22 protein-coding genes are annotated in these 25178 nt (G+C 63.7%); 9 read left to right on the top strand and 13 right to left on the bottom strand.

The genetic code is table 11. The features are described 5' to 3' along the window. Nucleotides 1–156: 156 nt before the first annotated feature. Nucleotides 157–2979, top strand: a complete 2823-nt coding sequence (locus AC6CHL_RS13165) for a TonB-dependent receptor plug domain-containing protein (protein WP_498294724.1) — start codon at nt 157–159, stop codon at nt 2977–2979. A 743-nt stretch (nt 2980–3722) separates the two neighbouring features. Here the strand turns inward: AC6CHL_RS13165 and rarD are convergent. Continuing rightward, nucleotides 3723–4628 carry an EamA family transporter RarD gene (gene rarD, locus AC6CHL_RS13160; protein WP_498294722.1) on the bottom strand — a complete coding sequence of 302 codons (906 nt, stop codon included), beginning with the start codon at nt 4626–4628 and terminating at the stop codon, nt 3723–3725. Next, on the bottom strand, nt 4625–5524 hold the full coding sequence (yedA, locus tag AC6CHL_RS13155) for a drug/metabolite exporter YedA (protein WP_498294720.1): 900 nt from the start codon (nt 5522–5524) through the stop codon (nt 4625–4627). Before yedA ends, rarD begins: the two co-directional genes overlap by 4 nt. 183 nt (nt 5525–5707) lie before the next feature. On the opposite strand from yedA, the gene AC6CHL_RS13150 reads away from it, so the two are divergent. Then, nucleotides 5708–7051 (top strand): MFS transporter, encoded by a 1344-nt coding sequence (locus AC6CHL_RS13150; RefSeq protein WP_038691065.1) that lies wholly within the window; start codon nt 5708–5710, stop codon nt 7049–7051. Nucleotides 7052–7159: 108 nt separating this feature from the next. Continuing rightward, nucleotides 7160–7777 (top strand): hypothetical protein, encoded by a 618-nt coding sequence (locus AC6CHL_RS13145; protein ID WP_498294718.1) that lies wholly within the window; start codon nt 7160–7162, stop codon nt 7775–7777. Nucleotides 7778–7783: 6 nt separating this feature from the next. Here AC6CHL_RS13145 and AC6CHL_RS13140 read toward each other — a convergent pair whose 3' ends face one another. From AC6CHL_RS13140 to AC6CHL_RS13125, 4 genes are all read right to left on the bottom strand, one after another. Continuing rightward, complete coding sequence (locus AC6CHL_RS13140) at nt 7784–9436, bottom strand: M28 family metallopeptidase (RefSeq protein ID WP_498294806.1); 1653 nt, start codon at nt 9434–9436, stop codon at nt 7784–7786. A 122-nt stretch (nt 9437–9558) separates the two neighbouring features. Next, nucleotides 9559–10494: an MBL fold metallo-hydrolase gene (locus AC6CHL_RS13135; RefSeq protein ID WP_498294716.1), complete on the bottom strand. Its 936-nt coding sequence runs from the start codon at nt 10492–10494 to the stop codon at nt 9559–9561. 31 nt (nt 10495–10525) lie between these two features. Then, entirely contained in the window at nt 10526–10864 is a 339-nt protein-coding gene (locus AC6CHL_RS13130) for a hypothetical protein (protein ID WP_038691071.1), read from the bottom strand. A gap of 138 nt (nt 10865–11002) precedes the next feature. After that, nucleotides 11003–12292, bottom strand: a complete 1290-nt coding sequence (locus AC6CHL_RS13125; RefSeq protein ID WP_038691073.1) for a tryptophan--tRNA ligase — start codon at nt 12290–12292, stop codon at nt 11003–11005. A gap of 108 nt (nt 12293–12400) precedes the next feature. Here AC6CHL_RS13125 and AC6CHL_RS13120 point away from each other — a divergent pair, with 108 nt between their 5' ends. Further along, nucleotides 12401–13231: a hypothetical protein gene (locus tag AC6CHL_RS13120; protein WP_498294714.1), complete on the top strand. Its 831-nt coding sequence runs from the start codon at nt 12401–12403 to the stop codon at nt 13229–13231. Between the two features lie 95 nt (nt 13232–13326). Here the strand turns inward: AC6CHL_RS13120 and AC6CHL_RS13115 are convergent, their stop codons facing one another. The 3 genes from AC6CHL_RS13115 to rocF all read right to left on the bottom strand — a co-directional run bounded on the left by AC6CHL_RS13115 (nt 13327) and on the right by rocF (nt 15030). Next, nucleotides 13327–13548, bottom strand: a complete 222-nt coding sequence (locus AC6CHL_RS13115; protein WP_038691077.1) for a CsbD family protein — start codon at nt 13546–13548, stop codon at nt 13327–13329. A 190-nt stretch (nt 13549–13738) separates the two neighbouring features. Next, nucleotides 13739–13876, bottom strand: coding sequence for an entericidin A/B family lipoprotein (locus AC6CHL_RS13110; RefSeq protein WP_038691079.1), 138 nt, complete (start codon nt 13874–13876; stop codon nt 13739–13741). A gap of 233 nt (nt 13877–14109) precedes the next feature. Continuing rightward, nucleotides 14110–15030, bottom strand: a complete 921-nt coding sequence (rocF, locus tag AC6CHL_RS13105; RefSeq protein ID WP_448132817.1) for an arginase — start codon at nt 15028–15030, stop codon at nt 14110–14112. 310 nt (nt 15031–15340) lie between these two features. Between rocF and AC6CHL_RS13100 the strand changes: the two genes are divergently transcribed. The 4 genes from AC6CHL_RS13100 to AC6CHL_RS13085 all read left to right on the top strand — a co-directional run bounded on the left by AC6CHL_RS13100 (nt 15341) and on the right by AC6CHL_RS13085 (nt 17816). Then, nucleotides 15341–15793, top strand: a complete 453-nt coding sequence (locus tag AC6CHL_RS13100; protein WP_447591378.1) for a roadblock/LC7 domain-containing protein — start codon at nt 15341–15343, stop codon at nt 15791–15793. A 78-nt stretch (nt 15794–15871) separates the two neighbouring features. Beyond that, nucleotides 15872–16231 carry a roadblock/LC7 domain-containing protein gene (locus tag AC6CHL_RS13095; RefSeq protein ID WP_313247158.1) on the top strand — a complete coding sequence of 120 codons (360 nt, stop codon included), beginning with the start codon at nt 15872–15874 and terminating at the stop codon, nt 16229–16231. A 92-nt stretch (nt 16232–16323) separates the two neighbouring features. Next, nucleotides 16324–17280 (top strand): hypothetical protein, encoded by a 957-nt coding sequence (locus tag AC6CHL_RS13090; protein WP_498294711.1) that lies wholly within the window; start codon nt 16324–16326, stop codon nt 17278–17280. Continuing rightward, complete coding sequence (locus AC6CHL_RS13085; RefSeq protein WP_313247156.1) at nt 17277–17816, top strand: GTP-binding protein; 540 nt, start codon at nt 17277–17279, stop codon at nt 17814–17816. Before AC6CHL_RS13090 ends, AC6CHL_RS13085 begins: the two co-directional genes overlap by 4 nt. 164 nt (nt 17817–17980) lie before the next feature. Here AC6CHL_RS13085 and AC6CHL_RS13080 read toward each other — a convergent pair whose 3' ends face one another. Further along, nucleotides 17981–19165 (bottom strand): NAD(P)/FAD-dependent oxidoreductase, encoded by a 1185-nt coding sequence (locus AC6CHL_RS13080; protein WP_498294709.1) that lies wholly within the window; start codon nt 19163–19165, stop codon nt 17981–17983. 320 nt (nt 19166–19485) lie between these two features. On the opposite strand from AC6CHL_RS13080, the gene AC6CHL_RS13075 reads away from it, so the two are divergent. Next, nucleotides 19486–20613 (top strand): hypothetical protein, encoded by a 1128-nt coding sequence (locus AC6CHL_RS13075; RefSeq protein ID WP_498294707.1) that lies wholly within the window; start codon nt 19486–19488, stop codon nt 20611–20613. 107 nt (nt 20614–20720) lie between these two features. Here the strand turns inward: AC6CHL_RS13075 and AC6CHL_RS13070 are convergent, their stop codons facing one another. The 3 genes from AC6CHL_RS13070 to AC6CHL_RS13060 all read right to left on the bottom strand — a co-directional run bounded on the left by AC6CHL_RS13070 (nt 20721) and on the right by AC6CHL_RS13060 (nt 25157). Continuing rightward, the gene (locus AC6CHL_RS13070) at nt 20721–20969 is read right to left on the bottom strand and encodes a hypothetical protein (RefSeq protein ID WP_498294705.1); all 249 of its coding nucleotides are present in this window, start codon (nt 20967–20969) and stop codon (nt 20721–20723) included. 432 nt (nt 20970–21401) lie between these two features. After that, nucleotides 21402–21575 (bottom strand): hypothetical protein, encoded by a 174-nt coding sequence (locus AC6CHL_RS13065; RefSeq protein WP_498294703.1) that lies wholly within the window; start codon nt 21573–21575, stop codon nt 21402–21404. A gap of 144 nt (nt 21576–21719) precedes the next feature. Continuing rightward, nucleotides 21720–25157, bottom strand: coding sequence for a VPA1262 family protein (locus AC6CHL_RS13060; RefSeq protein ID WP_498294702.1), 3438 nt, complete (start codon nt 25155–25157; stop codon nt 21720–21722). Between the last annotated feature and the right edge of the window lie 21 nt (nt 25158–25178).

The raw sequence follows: 25178 nt of genomic DNA, 5'->3' as shown, positions 1-25178 counted from the left end.
ATTTGTCAGCCATCGTTCATTTTTGGCTGTTTTTATGCTTTCAAGTGAAAGTAAAAATTTTGAAAAGTCATTAGACTCCCGCCCCCCGCGTCGTGATGTTGTTCCCCACGTCGCCCGCAAGGGCGCTTGTTTTTCCTGAAAAGAGATATCGCACGGATGTATTTGAAGACCCACCCGCTGCGCAACGCGATTGCCATCGCGCTTGTTGCCAGCTGCAGTGCCCCTGCCTTCGCCCAGACCGCCACTGACGGCACCACCAATCTGGACCGCATTGAAATCACCGGCTCGCGCATCCGCCAGGCCAGCGTCGAGAGCGCCCAGCCGGTCGTCGCGCTGAACCGCGCCGAGATTGAGAAGAAGGGCTACGTCAACGTCGCCGACATCCTGCAGGACGTCACCGCGGCCGGTGCGCCGGCGATGAGCCGCGCCAACTCGCTCGAGTCGGGCCGCGATTTCGGCGGCATGTACGTCAGCCTGCGCAACCTGGGCCCGGAACGCAGCCTGGTGCTGATCGACGGCCGCCGCATGGGCGTTTCCGCCGCCGGTTATTCCGACCTTGCCTCGATCCCGTCCTCGATCGTGGACCGCGTGGAAGTGCTGACCGACGGCGCCTCGGCGCTGTACGGCTCGGACGCCATCGCCGGCGTGGTCAACATCATCACCCGCAAGAACTTCGACGGCGCGGAAGTGAACGCCTACGTCGGCCAGTACAGCGAAGGCGACGGCCAGAAGACCGGCTACAGCGCCACCTTCGGCAAGACCTTCGACCGCGGCTGGGTCACCGTTGGCGGCGAGTATTCCGACGAAGATGCGGTGCTGGGCAGCGCGCGTGAGTTCACCGCCTACCCGAACGGCCCGCGCCACCCGACTGACGGCCTGAGCGGCGTCACCCCGTGGGGCTATGCCACTGTCGACGGCAAGAACCTGAGCGTGGGCCCGGGCGGCGACCCGACCCAGCTGGGCAACTTCGTGCCGGCCAACAAGGCCAACGATGCCAACACCAAGAGCAACATGAGCCTGCTCACCGGCCTGCAGCGCAAGTCGGTGTTTGCCAACGGTGGCTTTGCCATCAACGACAACCTGCGCCTGGTGGCCGACGCGCTGTACACCGAGCGTGAGTCGACCAAGCAGCTGGCCGGCTACCCGTACCAGAGCACCGGCTCGCGTGCGCTGCTGTCCAAGGACAGCGCGTTCAACCCGTTCGGCCGTGACGTGGCGTTCGCGCACCGCACTGAAGAACTGCCGCGCGCCACCGAAAACAACCTCACCACCAAGCGCGCCAGCGTGGGCGTGGAAGGCAGCTTCGAGACCGGCTCGCGGTACTGGGACTGGAACGTGAGCTACATGTACAACCGCAACGAAGGCGAGCGCATCGGTACGGGCAGCATGTACCAGCCGAACGTCAACCAGTCGGTCGGTCCGTCGTTCCTGGATGCCAATGGCGTGGCCCACTGCGGCAGCGCCGGCAACGTGATCGCCGGCTGCACGCCGTGGAACCCGCTGGCGCCGATGGGCTACACCGGCCCGGGCGCACTGGGCAACCAGGACGTGCAGGACTTCCTGTTCACCCGCTTCACCGACAAGATGCAGAGCACCACCAAAGTGGCCAGCGCGAACATCTCCGGCTCGCTGTTCAGCCTGTCGGCCGGTGACATCATGGGCGCCATGGGCTTCGAGCACCGCAGCGAAGAATCCAGCTACGACCCGGACATGATGGTGCAGAAGGGCCAGATTGCCGGCACCTCCGGCCAGCCGACCCGTGGCGACTACTCGCTCAACGAAGCCTACCTGGAACTGCAGGTGCCGCTGCTGGCCGACATGGCCTTCGCGCGCGAGCTGTCGCTGGACATGGCCGCCCGTTACTCGGACTACAGCAACTTCGGTTCGACCACCAACACCAAGTTCGGCCTGAAGTGGAAGCCGATCGACAGCCTGCTGGTGCGCGCCACCTACGGCACCGGCTTCCGCGCACCGACGGTGGAAGATCTGTACGGCGGCACGGTCACCACGCGTGATTCGTACACCGACCCGTGCGACATGACCTTCGGCGCTGCGGCCAACAACCCGCAGGTGCTGGCACGCTGCCTGGCCAAGGGCGTTCCGGCCAACTTCCACCAGCTCGCCGCCGACGGCAATGCCGCCACGGTACCGGGCCAGCAGGGTGGCACCGACTTCACCTCCGGCTCCAACGCCGATCTGAAGCCGGAAACGGCCAAGACCTGGACCGTGGGCCTGGTGTACAGCCCGGAGTTCGTGTCGGGCCTGGACCTGAGCCTGGACTGGTGGAAGATCCGCATCAACGACGTGATCGTCGGTGAGTCGGCCACGGACATGCTCAACCAGTGCTACGTGCAGGGCGTGGACGCAGCCTGCAGCCGCTTCACCCGCAGCAAGTCGGGGAAGACCATCGGTCAGGTCAGCAGCCTGGACCGCACCCTGCTCAACGCCGGCTACCAGGAAACGGCCGGCTATGACATTTCGGTGCGCTACCGCCTGCCGGAACTGGCGATCGGCAAGTTCGCGATCACCTGGAACACCACGTATGTGGATTACCTGGAACGCAAGAACGACAACGTCGACACCACGCCGGTGCGCCAGTACACGGGCTGGGAAGGCAACTTCCGCGTGCGCTCGAACCTGAATCTGGATTGGCAGTACGGCAATCTGGGCCTGGGCTGGACGGCACGTTACTACTCGGGCATGCAGGAAAACTGCGCATTCGCCACCGAGTGCAGCAACCCGGGCTTCAGCTCGCCGTACACCGGCAACCAGGGCATCAACAAGGTGGGTTCGAACACCTTCCATGACATCCAGATGCGTTACATCCTGCCGTGGAACGGCACCATCTCGATGGGCATGAACAACGTGTTCGACCACCAGGGTCCGATCATGTACAGCCAGCCGAACAGCAGCTTCACCTACTACGGTGGCTTCGACATCGGCCGTTACATGTACATGAAGTACCAGCAGCGTTTCTGATCCACGGCTTACTCTCTCCAAGCCGTTGAATGGAAGTAAGGCGGCGCCCTCGGGCGCCGCCTTTTTTATTAAGAAGCCACGAGAAAAAAGCAGTGCAAACCCGTGCGTTTGTCGGGCTGGGCTGGTGGGAGGGAGTTGGCGGGACACGCCGTGAATCCATCCCTGGAGGCTCGTGGGCGCCTTGCTCGTTTGTGCAGTCCTGCACAAACGGCAAGACCGGGGTTGGGCGTCCTGCCCAACCCGTCCGGCGCATGCGCCGGACCCATGGCGCCCAACGGTCCCGCCAACCCCCTCCCACCAGCCCAAGACACATTGCGGGTTCTCACAGAAACATCCGAAGCAACAGCCCGTTGTTTCCATGTGCGCTCTTGCTTGAGATTGTTGTGAGTGGCCAGGGCCTTCTTCGGCGGGCAACATGCGTTCGCCGCGCTGGCCAACGATATCGGCAGTCGTTTGGGAACCGACCCTACCTCGTATCAATTGCCTGTGCCTGGCCTGCTTGTGCCGCTTGCTTTGCTTGCCCATGGCTACCGATCCACTGTCGGGGGTGGGGCTGGGTGGGCTTGCGGGACCGTTGGGCGCCATGGATGGCGCTCACGAGCCTACACGGACGTACTTGCGGCGTGTCCCGCAAGCCCACCCAGCCCCGCCCAGCCCGTCGCACGCGCCAACCAGGGCTTTGCGCTTTGCGCTTTGCGCTTTGCGCTTTTGCGCTCTTCAAGCTTCTAAAAAAACAAAAACCCTCACCCCCGCCGCGACCGCCACACACTGTCGCCGATAAACAGCAACAGCCCGGTCCAGATCGCCGCAAAGCTAATCGCCTTGGCCGTATCGAACGGCTCGCGGAAGAAGAACACCCCCAGCAACAACCCCAGGCTCGGCGCGATGTACTGCAGGATCCCCACCAGCGACAGCGGAATCCGCTTCACCCCGTAGGCAAACCCGATCAACGGCAGCGCCGTCACCGCACCGCCCAGAATCAGCAGCGCATCGTTCTTCCAGCCCCACCCGCTGAAAAAGCCCCCGCCGTGCCCGTTCTCGCTCCACAACGCAAACCCGATCGCCGGCAGGAACAGATACAGACTCTCCACCCCCAACCCCGCCACCGGGTCCACCGAAATCAGCTTCCGCAACAACCCATATAGCCCGAACGAACAGGCCAGCCCCAACGCAATCCACGGCGGCGTGCCCGCATCGTAGGTGAGCCACGCCACCCCCAACGCCGCACACCCCACCGCCAGCCACTGCAACCCGCGCAGCCGCTCCTTCAGCACCACCACCCCCAGCACAACGCTCACCAGCGGATTGATGAAATACCCCAGGCTCGTCTCGATGACATGGCCCGCATTGATCGCCCAGATGTACAGCCCCCAGTTGAACGCAATCGCCACACTGCTCAGCGCCAGCGTCGGCAGCGCCCGCTTCTGCGCCGCAATCTGCTTCCACCAGCCCGTCCCCGCGCTCAGCAGCAGCCAGGCCACCACCAGCACCGTGCTCCAGATGATCCGGTGCGCGATGATCTGCTGCGACGGCACCGCCTGCAGCAGGTGCCAGTACACCGGCACCAACCCCCACAGCGTGAACGTAAAGGCCGTGATCGCCAGACCGCGCCGTTGCTCCTGCAGGCTGTGCTGCGGCAACGCGCTCATTTCGCGCGCGTCCGGGCCAGCGTCAGCACCAGCACGCCCACCAGAATCACCACCATCGCCGCGATGTCATGCAGCCCGAAACGCTCGTGGCCGATCAACGCGCCCAGCATCACCGCGATCACCGGGTTCACATAGGCATAGCTGGCCGCCAGGGCCGGGCGCACGTTGTGCAGCAGCCACACATAGGCCGTGAACGCCACGATCGAACCGAACATGCACAGGTAGGCCACCGCCAACAGACCGTTCATGCTCGGCCACGCCGTCGGCCGCTCGCCCGTGGCCACGCCCAGCGCCACCAGCATCGCCCCGCCGCACAGCATCTGCCCGGCCGCGGTCATGAACGGGTTGGGCAGGTCCAGCCCGCGCGCCCAGACCGAACCGAAGGCCCACCCGATCGGCGCGATCAGCAGCAGGATCAACCCCTGCGGCGACGCCGTCAGGCTGCTGCCGGCGTTGAGCCAGACCACGCCCAGGAAGCCGATCGCGATGCCCAGCCACTCGCCACGGCTGGCGTGGGTGCCGCGCATCGCCCCGAACAGCGCCATCCACAACGGCACCGAGGCCACCGCCGTGGCGGCCAGGCCCGACGACACCGTGCGCTCGGCCAGCACCACCATGCCGTTGCCCAGCACCAGCATGGTCAGGCCCATGATGGCCAGGTTGCGCCACTGGCGGCCGGTGGGCGCGGCCATCCCGCGCCAGCGCAGCACCGCGTACATCAGCGACCCGGCGATGATGAACCGGGCGCCGGACACCATCGTCAGCGGCAGGGCGCCGCCCTCCAGCGCCAGCCGGATGCCCAGGTAGGTGGACCCCCAGACCACATACACCAGCAACAGGGCCAGTACGACGAGGCCGCTCCGGGGAGCAGCCGCTGAGGGTTCGGGCGAAGACATGGCACACCACCATCCGGGGGAACCCGGATTCTAGGCCACTGCGCCGCCCGGTTCACGAAGTAAAACGGCAAACTGTGTCTGCTTTGGCCGCCCGGCGCGCCGATGTCGGGCACCTGTCGTTGACGTGCGGTAGGGTAACAAGGGTGACGCACTACCGTTTCCCAGCCAGGACACCCTCCCTGCATGAGCACCCCTTCCTCCTCCGCCGCCGTGGCACACCCCGAGCGGGCCGCGCTGCGGCGCTCGATCTCCAACACCCTCAAAGGCTCGGCCGGTAACCTCGTCGAGTGGTATGACGTCTACGTCTACTCCGTGTTCGCGGTGTATTTCGAATCGCAGTTCTTCTCGGCCGCCGACAAGAACTCCACCATGTACGTCTGGGCGATCTTCGCTGCCACCTTCCTGATGCGCCCGATCGGGGCCTGGTACTTCGGCCGTTTCGCCGACCGCTACGGCCGGCGCCTGGCGCTGACGGTCTCGGTCACGGTGATGGCCGGCTGTTCGTTCCTCATCGCCATCACCCCCACCGCCTCGCAGATCGGCATCTGGGCGGCGGTGATCCTGCTGTTCGCGCGCCTGCTGCAGGGCTTCGCCACCGGCGGTGAATACGGCACCAGCGCCACCTACATGTCCGAGGCCGCCATTCCCGGCCGGCGCGGCTTCCTGTCCTCGTTCCACTACGTCACCCTGGTGGGCGGCCACGTGTTGGCGCAGCTGACCCTGCTGGGCATGCTCACCTTCTGGGACAAGCCGCAGATCTCCGAATGGGGCTGGCGCATCGCCTTCGGCATCGGTGGCATCGCCGCCATCGTGGTCTTCTGGCTGCGCCGCAGCATGGACGAATCGCTGGAGGTGTCGTCCATCGAAGCGGCCAAGGAAGGTCGGGCCAAGGCATCCGGCTCGATGTACGAACTGTTCGTGCACCAGTGGCGGCCGCTGCTGCTGTGCTTCCTGATCACCGCCGGTGGCACCGTGGCCTTCTACACCTACTCGGTGAACGGGCCGAAGATGATCCAGAGCGCGTTCGCCGGCACCGACGTGATGACCGGGACGCTGATCAACCTGGGCGTGCTGACCTTCCTGATGGTGCTGCAGCCCATTGGCGGCTGGTTGTCCGACATCGTCGGCCGCAAGAGCCTGCTGGTGTTCTTCGGCGTGGGCGGCGTGCTGTACAGCCACTACCTGATCACGGCACTGCCCCAGCAGCAGGATCCGCTGATGGCCTTCGTGATCCTGGCCATCGGCTTTGTGATCCTGACCGGCTACACCTCGATCAACGCGGTGGTGAAGGCCGAACTGTTCCCCACCCACGTGCGTGCACTGGGCGTGGGCTTCGGCTATGCCATGGCCAATTCGCTGTTCGGCGGCACCGCGCCGCTGCTCTACCAGGCGGCCAAGACCACCGACCGGGTGGGCCAGTTCGCCTGGTATGTCACCGCGATCATCGCGGTATCGCTGGTGGTGTACGTGTTCTTCCTGAAGAACAAGGGCCCCAACTGGCTGGACGGCACCCGCACCCAGCCGTAAGCGTTGCACCGTGGCGGGCCGCACGCGCGGCCCGCGCTTCAATCACGGCCGGCCGATCGCGTACCCTTCTCCGTGACCCTGCGCCGATGATGCGGCGCAGGGCACTGGATGACGCAGCAGAGGGACGTGGCGGTGCGGGGATGGATCCTGTGGATGTTGATCGGGCTGGGGCTGTTGGTCCCGGCCGTGGGCGGTGCCCGCGAATGTCGCGCCGGGCAGCCGGTGCCCGACCGCTACCCGAGCAGCGTGGCCCGCATGCCTACCGCGCTGGAGCAGCAGGCGCATACGCTGGCCTGCGAACGCCTGGAGCAGCGCGACCGGCCCCTGCGGCCGTGGCTGAGACCGGTACACCATGCGTTGACCGGGGTACTCGTGGGCGCGGCCCTGCTGTGCGTGGTCACGCTGTTCCGGCAGTGGCGCTGGCGGTATCGTGGGCGCGCGGGCGGTTACGCCTTCGTTGCGGCGGCCGCGCTGAGTGCCGGGATGTTGCTCAAGATCGCGGTGGCGGTCTATCGCGGAGTGACCTTGTCCAACGTGCGCGGGCCGCCGCGCTGGCTCTGGTACGAACTCTCGCCGGTGGCCTTCACCGTGCAACAGTGCATCGAGGCGGCCTTCGCGCTGGGGATGGTCGGCTTCGGGTGGGCCCTGCTGCGATTGGGGCGCCCGCTGCCGCCCCCGAACCCGCTGCCGCGCCGCGGGCCACGCCGTGGACCGCGCCGCCGCTGAGGCGCCTCAGCGGCGCGAGGCTTCGCTCTGCTCGCGTACCTTGCGGAACTCTGACCCTTCTTCCCAGTGCGGCCAGCGGCGGCTGTTGGCCAGCTCGGCGCCCAGGTCGTACACCAGCAGGGTATCGGCGGCATGGCCACTGGCATCCCAGGTGGGGGTCCACGCGTCGCAGGCCTGGTGGTAGCACGCGGCGAAGTAGGCATCGCGCAGTTCACGGCCCTTCTCCACGCCGCCGTCGGTCATGTCCAACCCCGGGCCGATGGTGATCGCCGGCACGCCCAGGCGGGCGAAGGCGAAGTGGTCGGCACGGTAGAAGAAGCCGGCCTCCAGGTTCGGGTCCGGCGAATAGCTGCGGCCGCGGGCCTTGGCCACGCGCTCCAGGTCGCCTTCCAGCGACACCCGGCCCTTGCCCCAGGACGCGATGTCACGGGTGGGGCCATCGGGGCTGAACATCTCGATGTTCAACACGGCGGCGGTCTTGTCCAGCGGGGCGAGCGGGTGCGCGGCGTAATAGCTGGCGCCGAGCAGGCCCTTCTCTTCAGCGGTCAGCGCCACGAAGTACAGCGTGCGCTGCGGTTGCGGGCCGGCGGCGAACACGCGGCCCAGCTCCAGCACGGTGGCCACGCCGGTGGCGTTGTCGATCGCGCCGCGACGGATGCGGTCGCCCTTGGCATCGGGCTGGCCGATACCGAACGCGTCCCAATGCGCGGAGAAGATCACCGCTTCATCGGCATGCGCGCCGCCGGGCAGCTTGGCCACCACGTTGCGGGTGATGACCTGCTCGCGTTTGAGCTTGAAGTCCACCGACAGGCGCGCGTCGCCCAGTGCCACCGGCTTGAACGCCGGGGTCATGGCCTTGCGCTTTTCGGCGTCGAAATCCAGGCCGGCGTCGCGGAACAGCTGCTCGGCCAGGCTGCGCTGCATCCAGCCGCGCACCGGCACGTGCTGGGCCAGCGCCTGCTCGGGGGTGCGCTCGATATCGAACAGCGGCGAGGTGCCCGAGCTCTTCACCGTGGCCCAGCCATACGCGGCCGGCGCGGTTTCATGCACGATCAGCACGCCCTGCGCGCCGCGGCGGGCAGCCTCTTCGAACTTGTAGGTCCAGCGGCCATAGTAGGTCACCGCCTTGCCATCGAACGCGCCGGGCTGGTCGGCCTCGAAGTCGGCATCGTTGATCAGCACCACGGCGATCTTGCCGTGCAGGTCCACGTCCTTGTAGTCGTTCCACTGCCGCTCGGGCGCATCGATGCCGTAGCCGACGAACACCAGCGGCGCGTCCTTGATGGCCACCGCCTGCTGCGGGCGCAGGCTCTGCAGGGTCACGTCCTCGCCATTGGCCAGGGTGCGCGTGCTGCCCTTCTGGCGCAGCTGCGCACGCACCGGCCCATCAACCTGGGCGCGCACCATCGGCACCGGCTGCACCCAGCTGCCGTCCACGCCGCCGGGCTGCAGGCCGTACTTCTTGAATTCCTCGATCAGGTACTGAACCGTGCGCTCTTCGCCCGGCGTCGCCGGGGCGCGGCCTTCGAAGTCGTCCGAGGCCAGGATGCGCACGTGCCGCGACAGTGCCTGCGGGTCGATGCCGCCGCCGGGCAGGTCATTGGCCGCGTGGGCCAAGCCACCCACGAACAGGCAGGACGACAGCAGCAACATGCGCATCGGATTCACGGCAGGCACCAGCACGGAAAGCAAGGGCCTGCGAGTGTAACGTGACACCTGCATGACCGTGCAGCCGATGCCGTGGCGGCGATGCCGGGAGCATCACAACCAACGGTCATGGCCTACCGGCGGTCGCGGTCCAGCCAGCAGGCCAGGCCCTGCGCATTGAGCTCGATGTCCATCGCCAGCACCTGCGTCACCGCCGCATCGTCAAGCCGGCACCCGTGCGCCTGCGCGCGCTCCAGGTACAGCGCGGTCAACGCCGCCACCAGGCAGCGGTGGCGGTCGGGGCGCGCGTCGCACTGGTGCCCGATGTGGACCATGGCATCGATCTGCTCGACCAGGTCGGCGCCCAGTCTGGCCACGTCCTCGACGCGACCGTAGTGGGTGAGGAACATCGCCTGCGGCGCGACCGCCAGCAGGCGCGCAATCGACTGCTTCAGCGGTTCCGGGTCGAACTGCACCGGCGAGGAGGTGGGCACGATGAACGCGCCGCGGTCGCTGTCCAGCTCGCGGTAGGACAGCCCGAAGGTGTCGCCGGTGAACCATGCGCGGCTGCGCGCGTCCCACACGCACAGGTGGTGGCGCGCATGCCCGGGGGTGTCGATGCAGAGCAGACTGCGCCCGGCCAGATCCACCCGATGGCCGTCGTCGGCGATGGCCACGCGGTCGGGGCTGACCGGCAGGATCGGGCCGTAGCTGTGCTCGATCTGCGTCTGCCCATACACCTCGGTCGCCCCGGCGATCAGCCGGGTTGGATCGACCATGTGCGGCGCACCGCGCGGATGCACCACCAGCCGGGCGTGCGGCAGTTGCTGCATCAGCAGCCCGGCACCGCCGGCGTGGTCCAGGTGCACGTGGGTGAGGATCAACCAGTCCACCGCGTCCACGGCCAGCCCGGCGCGTTGCAGCGCGGCCAGCATCGCCGGCACGGCAAGGCCGGTGCCGCAGTCGATGAACGCACCGCGACCGTTCTCCACGACCAGGTAGGCCGCGTCGAAACTGCCGCGTTGCATGAAGCCGGTATCGATGGTGTGGATGCTGGGGTCGAACGACATCGGATCATCCCGGGCGGATTACGCCTCCATCTTAGGACGATCCACCGGCCTGCTTCGATGCGGCTTTGGTCGCACGCTGGGCCAGCCACGAAGTGCGCAGCAGGATCGCGCCGACCAGCACCGCCAGGAATGCGCCATAGGCATACAGCACCGCCAGCACCTGGCGCCAGATCGGTCCGGCATCGGATTGCACCACGCCGATATGGTGGCCCCACAGCATCGCCGCGATGCTGAGCACGAAGGCCAGCAGCAGCGCGACCGCATCGAACCCGCGCCGCGCCGCATCGCGCGGTTGCCGCGGGAACAGCCAGTACAGCGCACCCAGCAGCACGAACCAGGGCAGGAACAACAACAACGACAACCAGGCCATCGCAGTCTCCCCTTCAGGATGCCCGCATCATGCCACGTGCCCGAACCCGGTAGCGCCGGCCGCTGGCCGGCACTACGTATCGCCACGGTTGCCTGGTTGCCGGCCAGCGGCCGGCACTACGGATCGCCGCGGCCGGCATTACCCGCGCAGTTCCTGCAATGCGGCCAGCACCACGTCCACTTCGGCGTCCAGCTTGAACAGCTCGCTCTGCAGGCCATCGCCGTGTTCGGTCTGCTTGAGCACGCCGATCAACTGGCCGGCATCGCGCGGCGAATCGAAGCCCTCGCTCTGGATCAGCAGGCTGCCGTCACCGGCCAGCAGCTTGAAGTAGAAGCGGCCGTCCTGCTCACGGTACTGCTTGAACAGCGGCGGTGCCGCGCGCGCTTCGGTGGCATCGTCACCGGCGATGTCGCCGGCGCTGGACAGGTCACGCAGACCCACCGCATGGCGCAGTTCCTTCAGCAGCGGCACGGCGTACTGCTCGCGCAGCTGCTGGCCACGGCGGCGCAGCAGCGCCTCGATCTTCTCCGGCTCGGCCATCAGCGCCTCGTAGCGCTCGCGCAGCGGGGTGAGCTCGGCGTCGATGCGCTCGAACAGCTGCTGCTTGGCATCGCCCCAGCTGATGCCGTCGGCGAAGGCCTGGGCAAACGCGGCGGTCTGTTCGGCGCTGGCGAAGGCCTGGTACATCTGGAACAGCGCCGAGCCGTCGGTGCTCTTCGGCTCGCCCGGTGCGCGCGAATCGGTGAGGATGGAGAACACCAGCTTCTTCAACTCCGCGCGCGGGGCGAACAGCGGAATGGTGTTGTGGTAACTCTTGCTCATCTTGCGCCCGTCCAGGCCGGCCAGCGTGGCCACCTGTTCGTCGATCACCACCTCCGGCAGCGGGAAGTACGCCTTGCCATACACGTGGTTGAAGCGCTGGGCGAAATCACGCGCCATCTCGATGTGCTGGATCTGGTCGCGGCCCACCGGCACGCGGTTGGCCTTGAAGATCAGGATGTCGGCGGCCATCAACACCGGGTACATGAACAGCCCCGCGCTGATCCCGGCGTCCTCGTCCAGCTGCTCCTCGCGGTTCTTGTCCACGGCCGCCTTGTAGGCATGCGCGCGGTTGAGGATGCCCTTGCTGGCGATCGCGGTGAGGAACCACATCAGCTCGGTGGTTTCGGGAATGTCGCTCTGCCGGTAGAACCACACCTTGTCCGGGTCCAGCCCGCAGGCCAGCCAGCTGGCCGCGATCTCCAGGGTCGAACGCTGGGTGCGCTCGGGCTCCTGCGCCTTGATCAGGCTGTGCAGGTCGGCCAGGAAGAAGAAGCTCTCGATCTCCGACGCCTGGCTGGCCGCGATGGCCGGGCGGATGGCGCCCACATAGTTGCCCAGGTGGGGGGTGCCGGAGGGGGTGATGCCGGTAAGAACGCGGGTGGTCATAAGGGGGATCATTACGGACAGGTGAACCAGACCAGTTTACCTGCCCGCGCCCAACCCCGTTGGCAGCGGTAGGCCGTTCAACCCATCACCCCAACGTGGAGCCGTGCCATGAAACGCCTGTTGCTGCCCCTGCTTGCCGTGCTGGCCCTGTGCGGCTTCCGCCCGGCCCCGCTGCCCCCGCGCCTGGATCCCGGCCCGGTCTACCTGACCGTGCTGGACCGCGATGCGGGCACCACGCTGCCGCAGTACCGCGACGGCAGCCAGCGCTGGATCGCCGGGGAGAAGGGCCACCGCTACAGCGTGCGGCTGCGCAACCACAGCGCCGAGCGGGTGCTGGTGGTGGTCTCGGTGGATGGCCTGAACGCCATCAGCGGCGAGGTGGCCGCGCCCGGCCAGACCGGCTACGTGCTCAACCCCTGGCAGACCGCCGACATCAGCGGCTGGCGCAAGTCGCAGGACGAGGTGGCGCAGTTCGTGTTCACCTCGCCCGGCAAGAGCTACGCCGGGCGCACCGGCCGCCCGGACAACATCGGGGTGATCGGCATCGCGGTGTTCCGCGAAGCGGGCGCCGTGCTGACCACGCCCGCGCTCAAGCCCGTGCCGGGGCGCCGACGTTTGTCCACGCAGGACGCCGGCGCGCAGGCCGAAGCCATGGCTGACAGCAGCGCGCGCGGTTCGGCTGCGCCTGCACCGGCTGCACCGGCTGCACCGGCTCAGCGGCTGGGCACCGGGCATGGCGCGCGCGAAACCTCGCAGGTCCGCGATACCACCTTCGAACGTTCCACTGACTACCCGGTGCAGCAGACCGAACTGCGCTACGACAGTGCCAGCAACCTGCGCGCACGCGGCATCCTGCCGGTGCAGCCGCCGCGCCAGGACGGTCCGCGCGCGTTCCCGTCGCAGTACGTGCCCGACCCGCCGGGCGACGGTCGCCGCTGAGCGGGGCACATGCATCCCAAAAAAAACGGGCCGCAATGCGGCCCGTTTCGTTTCATACACCCGGTGAAGCTGTGGCTGGCACGTGCGTGCCGGCATCACTTGTAATCTGGGTAGTCCTTGCGAATGGCGGTTTCGAAGTCGCGGACCTCGGTTTCGGCGCGGTCGCGGGCCCAGCCATAGCGTTCCTGCAGGCGACCGGCCAGGTATTCGGCGTTGCCTTCGGCTACCTTGAAATCGTCATCGGTGAGGTCGCCCCACTTGGCCTGCGCCTTGCCCTTGAGCTGCGTCCACTTGCCGGAAATGATGTCTTTGTTCATGGGTTCGCTTCCTTGATTGCAACGGCACCTTCGCCGCACGCACAGAATGCGATGGACGACGTTCGGTGGCGGTCAAGCGCGGATGAAACGCATGCTCACGTGGTTGAACAGGTGCTGGCGGGCGGCATGCGACAGACGCGAAAAAGGCCGGGAGTTCCCGGCCTTTTTCGGTGCAGCCTGATCGCGTGGATCAGTTGGTCTTGGCGGCGTCTTCGACCTTCTCGCCGGCCTTCTGCACGTCCTTGCCAGCACCGGCAACGGTGTTGCAGCCGGACAGCATGGCTACCGAGAACATCGACAACAGCATCAGTGCAATAACACGCTTCATGGGGTTCTCCTGTTTGTACCTACGTCGACACCGGAATCCGGTCCCACCTGTCAGATGAACCCGCCACCGCACGGCGGCAATGGCAGATCCTCTTCCCGATCGCGGTGACGTCGTGGCTGTTTCCAGCACCGCCGCCGCGTGAAGTGCAATCTGGCGGGAGACGCGTGCAGCGAATGTGAACGCACCGCGCCAGCGTTCAGCAAACCGCAGGAAAGCCCCGGCCGGCGGGGTCTTCAGTCGCGCATCAAGGTGGATTTTCCGAACAGGCTTTCCACCAGGTCCACGGCCAGCACGGCAGTGCTGTTGCGGTTGTCCAGCAGCGGATTGAGTTCCACGATGTCCAGCGACCCCATGCGGCCGGTGTCGGCGATCATCTCCATCACCAACTGCGCCTCGCGGTAGTTCACCCCGCCCGGCACCGTGGTGCCCACGCCCGGGGCGATGCTGGGGTCCAGGAAGTCCACATCGAAACTGACATGCAGGTGGGTGTTGTCGTCGATGCCGTGCAGCGCCGCCTCCATGGTGCGCTTCATGCCGGCTTCGTCGATGTAGCGCATGTCATACACGTCCACCTGGTGCTGCTTGATCAGCCGCTTCTCTTCCTGGTCCACCGAGCGGATGCCGATCTGGTGCACCTGCTGCGGGCGGATCGCCGGGGCATCGCCGCCCAAGCGGGTCAGCGCGTCCGGTCCCAGCCCACACAGGCAGGCCACCGGCATGCCGTGCACGTTGCCCGACGGGGTGACCTCGCTGGTGTTGAAATCCGAATGCGCGTCCAGCCACAGCACGCGCAGGGTCTTGCCCTGCTCGCGGCACCAGCGCGCCACCGCGGTGATCGAACCGATGCCCAGGCAATGGTCGCCGCCGAGCATGATCGGCATGCGGCCGGCCTGCAGTTCGGCGTAGGTGGCGTCCATCAGCGCGCGGTTCCACGCCACCACCTCGTCCAGGTGGCGATAGCCCTCCACCGGCGCGGTCCACGGGTTGCGCGGGCCGTCCAGGTTGCCCAGGTCGCGCACATCCACGCCACGCGCGGCCAGCGCGTCGCCCAGGCCGGCGATGCGCAGTGCATCCGGGCCGAGACCGGCGCCGCGATGGCCCGCGCCGATGTCGGTAGGAACGCCGATCAGGGAAACCGGGGGATACGTGGCCATGGGATGCCTCCTGCAAATGCGAAAAAAGAGCCACAGTCTAGCCAGACCGGTGCAGGGCCACTCGCGGCGGTGCAGCAGGCCTGCCGAAGCGACCGTTCGCGACGCTGCATGACCCTGTGCGTCGCATCCGGACACAGGGGGAACGTCGGTGTCCGTCAGTGGTTTGACACGCCCGAAAGTAAGCCTGCGATTCATCTTGCGTTAGCCTTGAAGGCAAAATTTCCGTGCTACATTTCACACTTCGTCGCAGTACTGATTGACTAATCCCTCGCGGGTTGGTCGTTTTTTGTTGTGTGCCAGGGGGCAGTACGTGCAGCGCAGTACCATCCATCAGATCGTCCGCAGTGCCAGCGGCGAGAGCCAACCGGCCCGCCAGCTGTATGACATCGACGGCATCGACGCGACGTTCCGCCAGGCGCGCGAACGCGAATCCAGCCTCACCCTGCTGATGCTCTCCACCGCCGATGGCCGTGCCGTCGCCGAGAGCTCTGCGCTGGGCGTGGATGGCCGCCGGCTGGCCGCCATGGCCAACTCGTTCCTGACCCTGGGCGAGACCGTGTCGCGCGAACTGGCGCTGAGCGAAGCCGACTACGCCACCATCTGCACCCGCCAGGGCAACGTGGTGCTGATCCGCATCCAGGGCGACAAACCGCTGACCCTGACTGCGGTGGGCAGCCACGACCTGAACATGGCCGTGCTGCTGTTCCATGCGCGCGAATGCGCCACCCGTCTTGACGCCGTGCTGCGCCCGCGCGCGGCCTGATCGCCTTCCGCTTTCCTGCAGTGCCTTCGGGCAGGCCGTCGGCCTGTCTTCCCCTTTGCCTGACTCACAAGGATTTTCGTGTCCAACCTCAATCTGGAAAAGCTCAATTCGGTCGCTGGTTTCGTCGGCGCCGCCCTGGTCGACAGTGACAGCGGCATGGCCCTGGCCACCCTCGGTGGCGGCAGCATCAACCTGGAACTGGCCGCCGCCGGCAACACCGACGTGGTGCGCACCAAGCGCCGCGTGGCCGAACAGCTGGGCCTGGCCGACAGCATCGAAGACATCCTGATCAGCCTGGGCACGCAGTACCACCTGATCCGTCCGCTGGAGAGCAACCCGGTGCTGTTCCTGTACGTGATCATGGACCGCACCAAGGCCAACCTGGCGATGTCGCGGCATGAGCTGAAGGCCTTCGAGAAGACCCTGGATTTCAGCTGATTGATGCATGTCCCGTGCGGCGCAGGCCGTGCGGGACGTTTCGCGCCGACGCGTGCCGCGTGCACGCCGCCATCGGCCGCAGGGACACCCCCATGAATACCCCCATTCGTTCCTTCCAGATCGCCGCGCTCGGCCTGGACCTGCTGCACCAGACCCGGCTCAAGCTGGCCAGTTCCCTGCTGCTCGCCGAGCGCATGGACGTGACCCTGGCTGCGTGGTCCGGACAACGCGTGGACCTGCTGGTCCTCAGCCTTGACCATGCGGCAAGTACCGCCGCGCTTGCCGATGCCAGTGCACTGGGCGTGCCGACGCTGCTGATTGCACGGCGCTTCAGTGCCATCGCGCACGGCGAGCTTCCGCACGGCGCCACCGTGCGCGACATCAACGAACAGCTGTCCACGCTGCTGCTGCGCGCACCGGAAACCGCCGATGTCGTGCAAGGCACGCCGCTGCTGATGCAGCTGGCCCGGCACGACGCGCAACCGGCGGGCCTGCACCTGCTGCAGCGTGGCGGTATGACGCTGCTGGTCGACCCGGCCACGCGCAGCATCGCGCTGCCCGCCGCCACGGCGCTGGCCGAGGTGGCCGCGCAGCTGGACGACGCAACCTGGTCGCTGACCGCGATCGACGCGGAGACCTTCCAGCACCAGTACGCCTACCGTCTGCCGCAACGCCACTCGTTCGAAGCGCTGTTCTTCTGCATCGCACGGCATCGGCCGGAGCTGATGCCCGTCCCCGCCGCGCAGGCGTCGCTGCAGCTGCGCCAATGGCCCGACCTGAGTGCCGATGACGTACCCGGTAACTGGCTGTTGGCGATCGCCCGGCTGCACGCGCGTCCGTGGCGTGCCACCGCGCTGGCCAGCGCCTGCCGCATGCCGCAGGACACCGTACAGTCGCTGTTCTCCGCCGCCCTCGCCAGCGGCCTCGCCTTGACCCAGGACGCTCCCGTGCCGCCTTCGCCGCCCCGCGCTGACAACAACGATTCGCGCTTCTTCTCCTGGGTGGCGCGGCGCTTCGGCCTCAGCCTGTTCCAGGGAGCCGCGTCATGAGCCAGCCGGCCAACAAGCTGGTGTTCGTCGGCGGCATGGGCGCCGGCAAGACCACCGCGGTGCGTGCGATCTCGGATGTCGAACCGGTCAGCACCGAAATGCCGCTCAGCGAGGACGCGTACGGCGACAAGGTCGAAACCACCGTCGCGCTGGACTACAGCTCGATCGAGCTGGACGACGGCGAACTGCTCCACGTCTACGGCGTGCCCGGGCAGCGTTACCTGGATTTCATGTGGCCGATGGTCTGCGAAGGCGCACTGGGCGTGATCGTGCTGGTCAGCGCGCGCCATCCCGACCCGATCGCCTCCACGGTGGAACTGCTGCAGGAGTTCTCGCGGATCGCGCCGCAGGCGAGCCTGGCAGTGGGCATCACCCGTACCGATGAGCACCCCGAGCTGCTGGTGCCCGACGTGCGCCAGGCGCTGCTGGATGCCGGCTTCCGCCTGCCGGTGATGCGCGTGGACGCACGCTCGGCCACCCAGGTGACGTTCCTGGTGAAGTCGTTGTTGTCGTATCGGTTTGCTGAAACCAGCTGATCGGAGCCGATCGCTGAGGGGCGCAGAAGATGGTGCGCTTATCCGACCCACAAAGTCAACTCGACTTGTTGACTATGCAAATAAAGCGCAGCCAATCATCACGACTACCCCCCCAAAAAAGTACCCCCATGCGGAGTGGAAGCTCGTGGACGAAAGTGGACGCCCTATCCACGGAATCCCGCTTCATTGGAGGCAGACTCGTTACCAAGGAAACGTTCCGGGCGGCACGGCTGCAACGCCTCGGCTTGCGTTGCATCCACTATCTCTTCACTGGCGAGGCGCCCAACTACTGCAGCCAGCGTTACCCCAGGATGCATCGTGCAGACATAGACGCGCGAGTGGCTTGGCAAAAATCCAATGATAGGCAGGCCGTCGGCAGCGATCGGACGCAATCCCGTGCAGGCAACTTCAGCTCGCGGAGTGCCAACAACATCGAAGTGACATCTGATAGCTTCGGCTGTTCGCAACGCGAGTGCTTCTGGTGAATTTTGGTCAGAGCCATGAAGGAAGTCCTCAGTAGCGAAGAGTACTCCATCGGGGCTCTGTCTGATCTCAAAATCAGGACCAGAGATGATGGAATCCACGAATTTGGGTTGCATCTCATAGCGGATGTAGATCGCGGGCGAAGCGTCAATCGGGAGTGTCTTCCCGAGCATCTGCACAAGTGCAGCGGTGCCAGTGCCTGCGGCGCAGACCACCACTTCGGCCTCTATACGACCGGCGGTGGTCTCAACGCCATTCACCCTCGATTCGGAGGTCAAGAATCCTATGACATTAGCCCCGGTCAATACTTTAGTGCCATGACTGACTGCAGCTTTGACCAAGGCATGAGTTGCCGCAACGGCGTCGATCGCACCTTGCTCCGGTTCGTGCACCCCATATTCCGGCGGATCTCTGAAGCCGGGCTCAAGCCTGGCTATCTCAGAGCGCGTAACTAGTTGAGCTGTAGAGCTGTGCCTGCGCTCATGCGCATCCAGCGCGGATGAGGTGTAGCCAAGTGATCCACTCCACAGAACGTCCAATTCTTGAACCTCCGCTTCCAGCCGGCGGTAGTCATCGATGGCTGTGCTCCGCAGCAGTGCAATGGGATCGGCAGGAGGCTGGGTAGTGTTGATCCAAGCGAACGAGGTGCCCGTCACCCCGCTCGCGACGCTATCGGCACCGACAATCGTCACGAGCGCTCCCTTGCTGGCCAAGTGATACGCCACCGACGCACCAACGATTCCCGCACCAATGACGATTACCCGTTTGCGCTCGCTAGTTCGCATCTTCTCCTCTGCTTCAGCGATGCTACCAATGCTTGCACAACGCATCCATGCATGGCTAGCGCGGACAGCGTAGGAAGCCATCCACCATCGGCCACGAAGCGCAATGGCCGGCGACTTCCGAAGGCGCCCGTGCCACCACCCTGCAAGACCTTACTTTTGATCAACCGACGGGATACGGTTAAGCCCGAGGCCGACGAGTCCCGTCAGGCGTCTATCATGAGGCAGGTATGCCGTTTAGTGCCAAGCAGCTGAGAACATTGGATCACCACCTTTCTACCCTCTTCGGCCGCAAAGGTGTCGAGCCGTATTCGTTTAGAGCTGCTAGCCGCCTAGGTGCGAGACGATTGCGGTACGAGTTCCGCTTCCCAGGCGACCGTACTGTCCTCCTCACAGAGCGGGGAATGGCAGCATTCGAAGCAATTAGCGCATCACTTAAGAGCGAAGTGCTGGTCGCTTTCACTACCCCGGCGGACACCGCAAATGCGTTCCGAGCGATCGTTCAAGTGCTGCTTGGCGAAGGTAGTACTCCAGAAAGCGTTGACAGTATTGTCAAGCTGGTTACTGAGCGCCTGCAGGCCTCTCGGCGTACCTACTGGCACGCCTCCCCAGTCCACGGGCTGTTGCTGGAAAAGGTGGCTTCAATCTCTCTAGGCTGCCTCACTCTGGAGCACCCTAGCGAGCAATCCCTGAAGCAGAGAGGGGCTAGGATTGGGGATACATTAATCGAGGACATGATTGGCAGCGGTCCATGCTTGATAGGGTCCATATACGGATCTGAGGCCTTCGCTCGGCAGGAGTTCAAATATCGAGTCGAGGTTGTGATCGGCGTCATGATGGTCGTAACTGCCGTTTGCTTCGCCGAAGGGGCCACTCCCTTTCGGATCACGGCCGAAGTGAGTGTCGCAGGAATGCGTAGTTCCCGCCGGGGCATATCCTGGGATGACGAGAGCGGCGGAATTCAATGGTCATGCGCATCCACCGAGCACCAGAGCTTACGCGTTGATGCCGAGATGGCTGACTTTTTGCAGAACACGCCGTATGTAGTACATGCACTAGGCCTAGCCGCAAGGGACAACCTGTCAGAGATTGAAGAGGCGCTGCTTCGGGGCTTCTTTTGGTTCTCCGATGCGCAGCAGGACTCTCTACGTGTGATGCAACTCATCAAGTACTGGAGTTGTGCAGAGGTAATCTTCTCTGGCGACAGAGGTGTCATCACAAAGACTGTCAGCGACGGAGTGACCTCCATCCTGGTAGCCGGCGTCCAGCAAGAGAAGCCGGAGAATTTCAGCCAGGTCGCTGCCCGCTTGGTCAGCCTCTATGAGCTGCGGTGCGATGCCGTACACGGCGCGCAGCACGACAAGGTCACTTACAAAGATGTTGTCGACTTAAGCCGCTGGACTGCATGGATGCTGCTGGGAGTATCTGGACTCGTTAAAGAGATGGGATACACCAGTACCGCTGAAGTGCGTGAGCAGACCAAGCGTCTAGCCGGAGTCTACCGAACGGTGGCTCATGAGCCGGAGCTGTAACAGCTTCGCATCTTCATCGCCAATGCAAGGAAACGCTCTACACACGCAGACCTTCTTGCAATACGCCGAGAACAACTCTTGCGCTTGATTGGGCGCCATGACGCCCCTCAAAGATCCTTTGGTGTGCCCAGTGCATTGCGGGTAGCCCAACCAGTGACCTCCACGACGCTCAAGCCGTCGTCAGAGTCGATGAACTGCTTGAAGTAGTCGCGAAGACCTGTTGCCGACGTGTTGAATCTATTGAAGCACCACGACGACTCAAGAACCCTAACAGCCATGAAATTGGCTAGCTCGTCGTAGAGCGGCTGATAGTTACGTGTCTTGCGCAGATCGTAGTCTAAAAAGTAGAGCGCCACAGCATCCCCCTAAATTTTTCTAGACCAGTTGAATGTCGAAGCTGCGGCCCTAGCTACACTACATACTGCCCCAGCAATCTCCAGCTTGATACGTCATCATCCTAATACTGGCTAGTTCACCGATCAAGTTGCGTCATTTTCCAATGGACGCGCAATCAGATTGACGGAATATTGAGACCCTTTCCTCGGCCAAAGAAATAGGCGCCGCGTTCTAAACACGCCCCCCCGTATTGTCGCCACGTACTTGGCTTAGAGCAGCGCGTCCCACCGTCCATCTAGGACCAACTCTGTGTGAGAGATGGAGACCGGTAGCCCGGCGCCCAGAGCAGCGCGCTCGTAGTTCGGCTAGAGTTGATCTATCACCAAGCCCAACTCCCTAGTCAGCTGCTCCATCGTGAAATCGGCTCGGAAGCTAGCCTGTAGTGAAAGCTCTTAGATTCCAAGAAAGAACTGCGTTGATCCTCGCGTCGCGAGCACCAGATTGTGCCGAGTAATCAGCAGCATCTTGGCTCCAGCAGAGGTGGCGCCCGAGCTCGCATCTTCAGCAAGAATATCAACCGCGACGAGTAGTTGGTCGGAGTGAATTAAAGCACTGACGGTGCTCATGGCATGCCAGCCTTGGGCCTTTGCACACTATTTCCCACCCTACGCGACGTATCCAAAACGCGATTGAGAATGAGTGGGAAGATGGACATATCGTTGACTAGGATATTAGTTGAAAGTCAGAGGACACCGGTTATGACATAGCGCTCAGACTAAGCACTCATTCGCGAGCAACCTCTCAGCATGATCGATGAATTCAAGAAGCTCACGTCTGCCCACGCTGGATCCTGCTCGCCACTCCAGCTCAGAACGAGGCCCCGTCAGTCGTTGGACTCGGTCGCTGAAGTCGGTCAAACCTGAGTTCACGCTACCGCCCCGCGTCTGGTAGAGCTCGGCACACCTGCAAAAGGCCAGGAGCCACATTGAGACCGCCATGGCATCGTCCCACGCCGACCAAGACGAGGTACTCGCGAGCGGCTGCTGGATGACACGCCGACATCTTCCAAGAACGCGTTCCAACTCTTTGAGGATGGAAGCCTGCGTCTTCGCTTCACTGTTGGCAAACAGGAAGGCCAGTACGTTCAAGGTTCGACCCTCCCGAGAAGCATCAAATAGTCGAGACGCGCCGGATCTCAAAGGATCGAGCATGGACTTTACCTCCTTCTGCCAGATGCTAGCGGCGTCATCGTACTTCGCTCGCTTCTTCTGTAGCAAAGGGAGCACCACATCATCAAACAGCCAAGGCTCCGCCCAGGCCAAGCTCCCCATATGACCTCTCATGGAATCCACAACAGTACGGAGGTCATCTGCTGAGATCATCGCGGGAAGCAAACCATGGAGTGCATCAACCAGACCTGTGCGCGGAACTTCGCCGTGCCTACCGGCTGATGACCATTGGATGAATGCGCCAAGAACTTGAACTTTCTCGAGGGGAGTAAGAACAGCCAATTCCTTCAACATCTTTTGTAAGCCGTCGGGTTCTTTTAGGAGCTTGAAAAGTCCCGCCACGCCCATCCACCTCAAGAAACCGACTTGGCTGGCAAGCAACTTCTCCCGGTGAGCGTCATTCAGTCCAAGCTGAACTGACCAAGACATATTGCTAACTGCCTGATTCATAGCCGCGATCCGGACAGCCCCTGTAGCCGAACCTGGCTGCTTCAGATGTTCCAGCCAGCCTTCGAACAGCGTTAGCAGGGCCTGAGCATCATGCGCCCAAAGCAGCTTGATCGCGTAATACTCTGTCCAGCCCAAGGGCCGCAGGCGCGTGTAATGCACCAGCTCCTCTGCGCGATATGGCGTACGTAGTAGGTCGCCCAAGGACCTGGGAATCAAGCTAGCATCCGTTGCTGCGATTTCGGACTCCACCTCTTGAGGATCGAGGAGAACAGCACTCTGCAGATGCCCCACGAGGAACTGCAACAACCCGGGCTGCTCGCCAATCTCGGGCAATTCCTCGTCACCAGCTGGTGAATGCGCCATCAACCAGGCGAGCACCTCCCAGATACCGCTGAACCCAGAGTAGTCCCCCCCCAGAGCCTCGACGCACCTGATAACTCCCGCTGAATCAGGCAGTTGGATCCTTTCATCCACGATCAACGCGGCACCCTTCATTCGACCAATCAACTGGTCACCGCTTAATCCGCTGAGTGAAGTGTTACCCACCCATGCGCTAATTACATCCCCCGCGCGATCGTGGTCGAGGATCTGAAGCGGCTCGTAGGATGCTGCCGCAACTGCTGGAGAGGGGCCAGGCTCAAAGATCAGCCTCATGCTTGAGCTCTGCAGCTGCGATTCGCTCGCCGCTTGCGCCTCTCGAACAAGGCCCTGCTTGTACCTATTCACCTTGGGCAAGAGATCGGCGGGGATTGGTGTCACCAGCAGCGGATGGTACTGGGCAGCTGCCTGCATTGAATTGGAAAGGTTGAATCCTGCAACAGGAATGCCATCGCGCCCCACGACGAGAATGTATCGATCGTGTAGGCGCTTTGCCGCCATACCGAAGATTCGCAGTTTCACATCTGCGATTAGCTCCCGGCTGCTTTCGCAACTTGTCACAAGGTTCTGCACCCTCGAAGGTGCGTCCGGCTCGGACGCATCCGAGGCGTGTGCCTCGTCACCACTAGCCTCATCGGCCTCGTCGACCGCGGGCTCCTCCATCATCTCCTCGCCTCCTTCAGCCGGCTTCTTCTGCTTCGGCAGGGAAGTGAATACGAGATAGTCGGAGTTCCCGCTGGCAGAAACCAAGATCAGATCAAGACCAGCTGTATCGAAGAACGGATCAAAGATGACAACCTCGTGATCACTGTACGTTGCTAGCAGCTTCTTGAACCACTCTGCGAATTCCAGGCGCCCCGCCTTGTCGCCGATACCTGATCGCTCAAAGAACCCACCCTCCGACGCAGCAGGGAAGACCTTTGAGAACAGTTCGGACATCTCTCTATTGATCGAAACCCAAGGATCCGCAGTTCGACCACGGATGGTGTCATTGAACGCCGAAGCCCGGCGACTGACTGTCATAACGCTATCCGCGCGCGCCCTGTGGTCCTCGCGCCGCACAGTCTTTTGCAGCCAATCAGATTTGATTACGCTATGGCTCGATCCAACTATGCCACCTCTGAGCGCGATCTCGCGGATGAAGCAGCATCGCCAACGGCAGCAAAGGACTTCCTCATCTGGTCGTCCAGACTTCGCCCAGTAGACTTCGACATCAACAGTATCGTTCTGCTCACTAAGATGGTTGGTGATGGCGAACGTATAAGAGTATTTTCCCTCATCATCCAAAGACGCCTTAGCTGTAGCTGCGTGCATGACATTGCCAGCGTCCTCCAGGGATACCCGGAACCTGACAGTGGCAACCCCACTGAGCTGCGCTGGATCAAACCGGACGGCCAGCCCCCTCCGCTCATCTACCCACTGCACGTCGAGAAGGCTTCTATCTTGGTCGCCCAGCGCCGGAAACGCGAGCAGCTCCAGATCTCCAAACCGGACGTTGTCAGGACGTGCGAAGTCCAAGCCCGTATCCTCGCTCATCCGACTAACAGCCAGAGCGATCAGCTCTGGTACGCACTCTCCGTCAACAAGAAAGAGACCCGGCTTGTCAATCCTGGTGATAGAAGCACTCAATGCACTAGCACGACCATGCGGGCTTAAAGTTCCCGGCATGTGCGAGTCGCGATTGGCCAAGAAGGCCACGGGTCGATAGACCAGAGCCTGGTGACCCAAAGAGACATCCCCAATTCTCACCGCAAGCTCTGGGCTTAGATCCAGCTCAAGGATCTCGCTAATACTGTTGATGGTCTTGCCAGAGGCCAACAATCTCAGCAGCTCAGCACAGCTAGAGCTCTGCACATAGAGGTTCAGACGGACCACCTGCGCCTGGATACCCGCAGGTGATTGGAACTTATCCCTGTCACTTGCCGACCATTTCGCATTTGAGTAGGTATATGGCAGCAGCCGGCCATAGAGAACGCGGTTCTCGACCGAACCTGAGTGCCTGATCTGAAGAACCCAAAGTTGCAGTGCGCAGTGCAGATCTTCGCCAGAGAACAATCTTCCGAGCCGTTCGTCGCCTACAAGGTCATCAATGGAGATAGCAGAGGGAGCTTTGGATGCAGGCCTTCTTAGCTCTCGATTACGCACGTTCATTGAAGCTCATCCTTGTATCCT

The organism is Stenotrophomonas sp. GQ19 (assembly GCF_059758695.1).
Note: the sequence above shows the minus strand (reverse complement) of the source record. Positions and strands in the feature narration are given on the sequence as shown.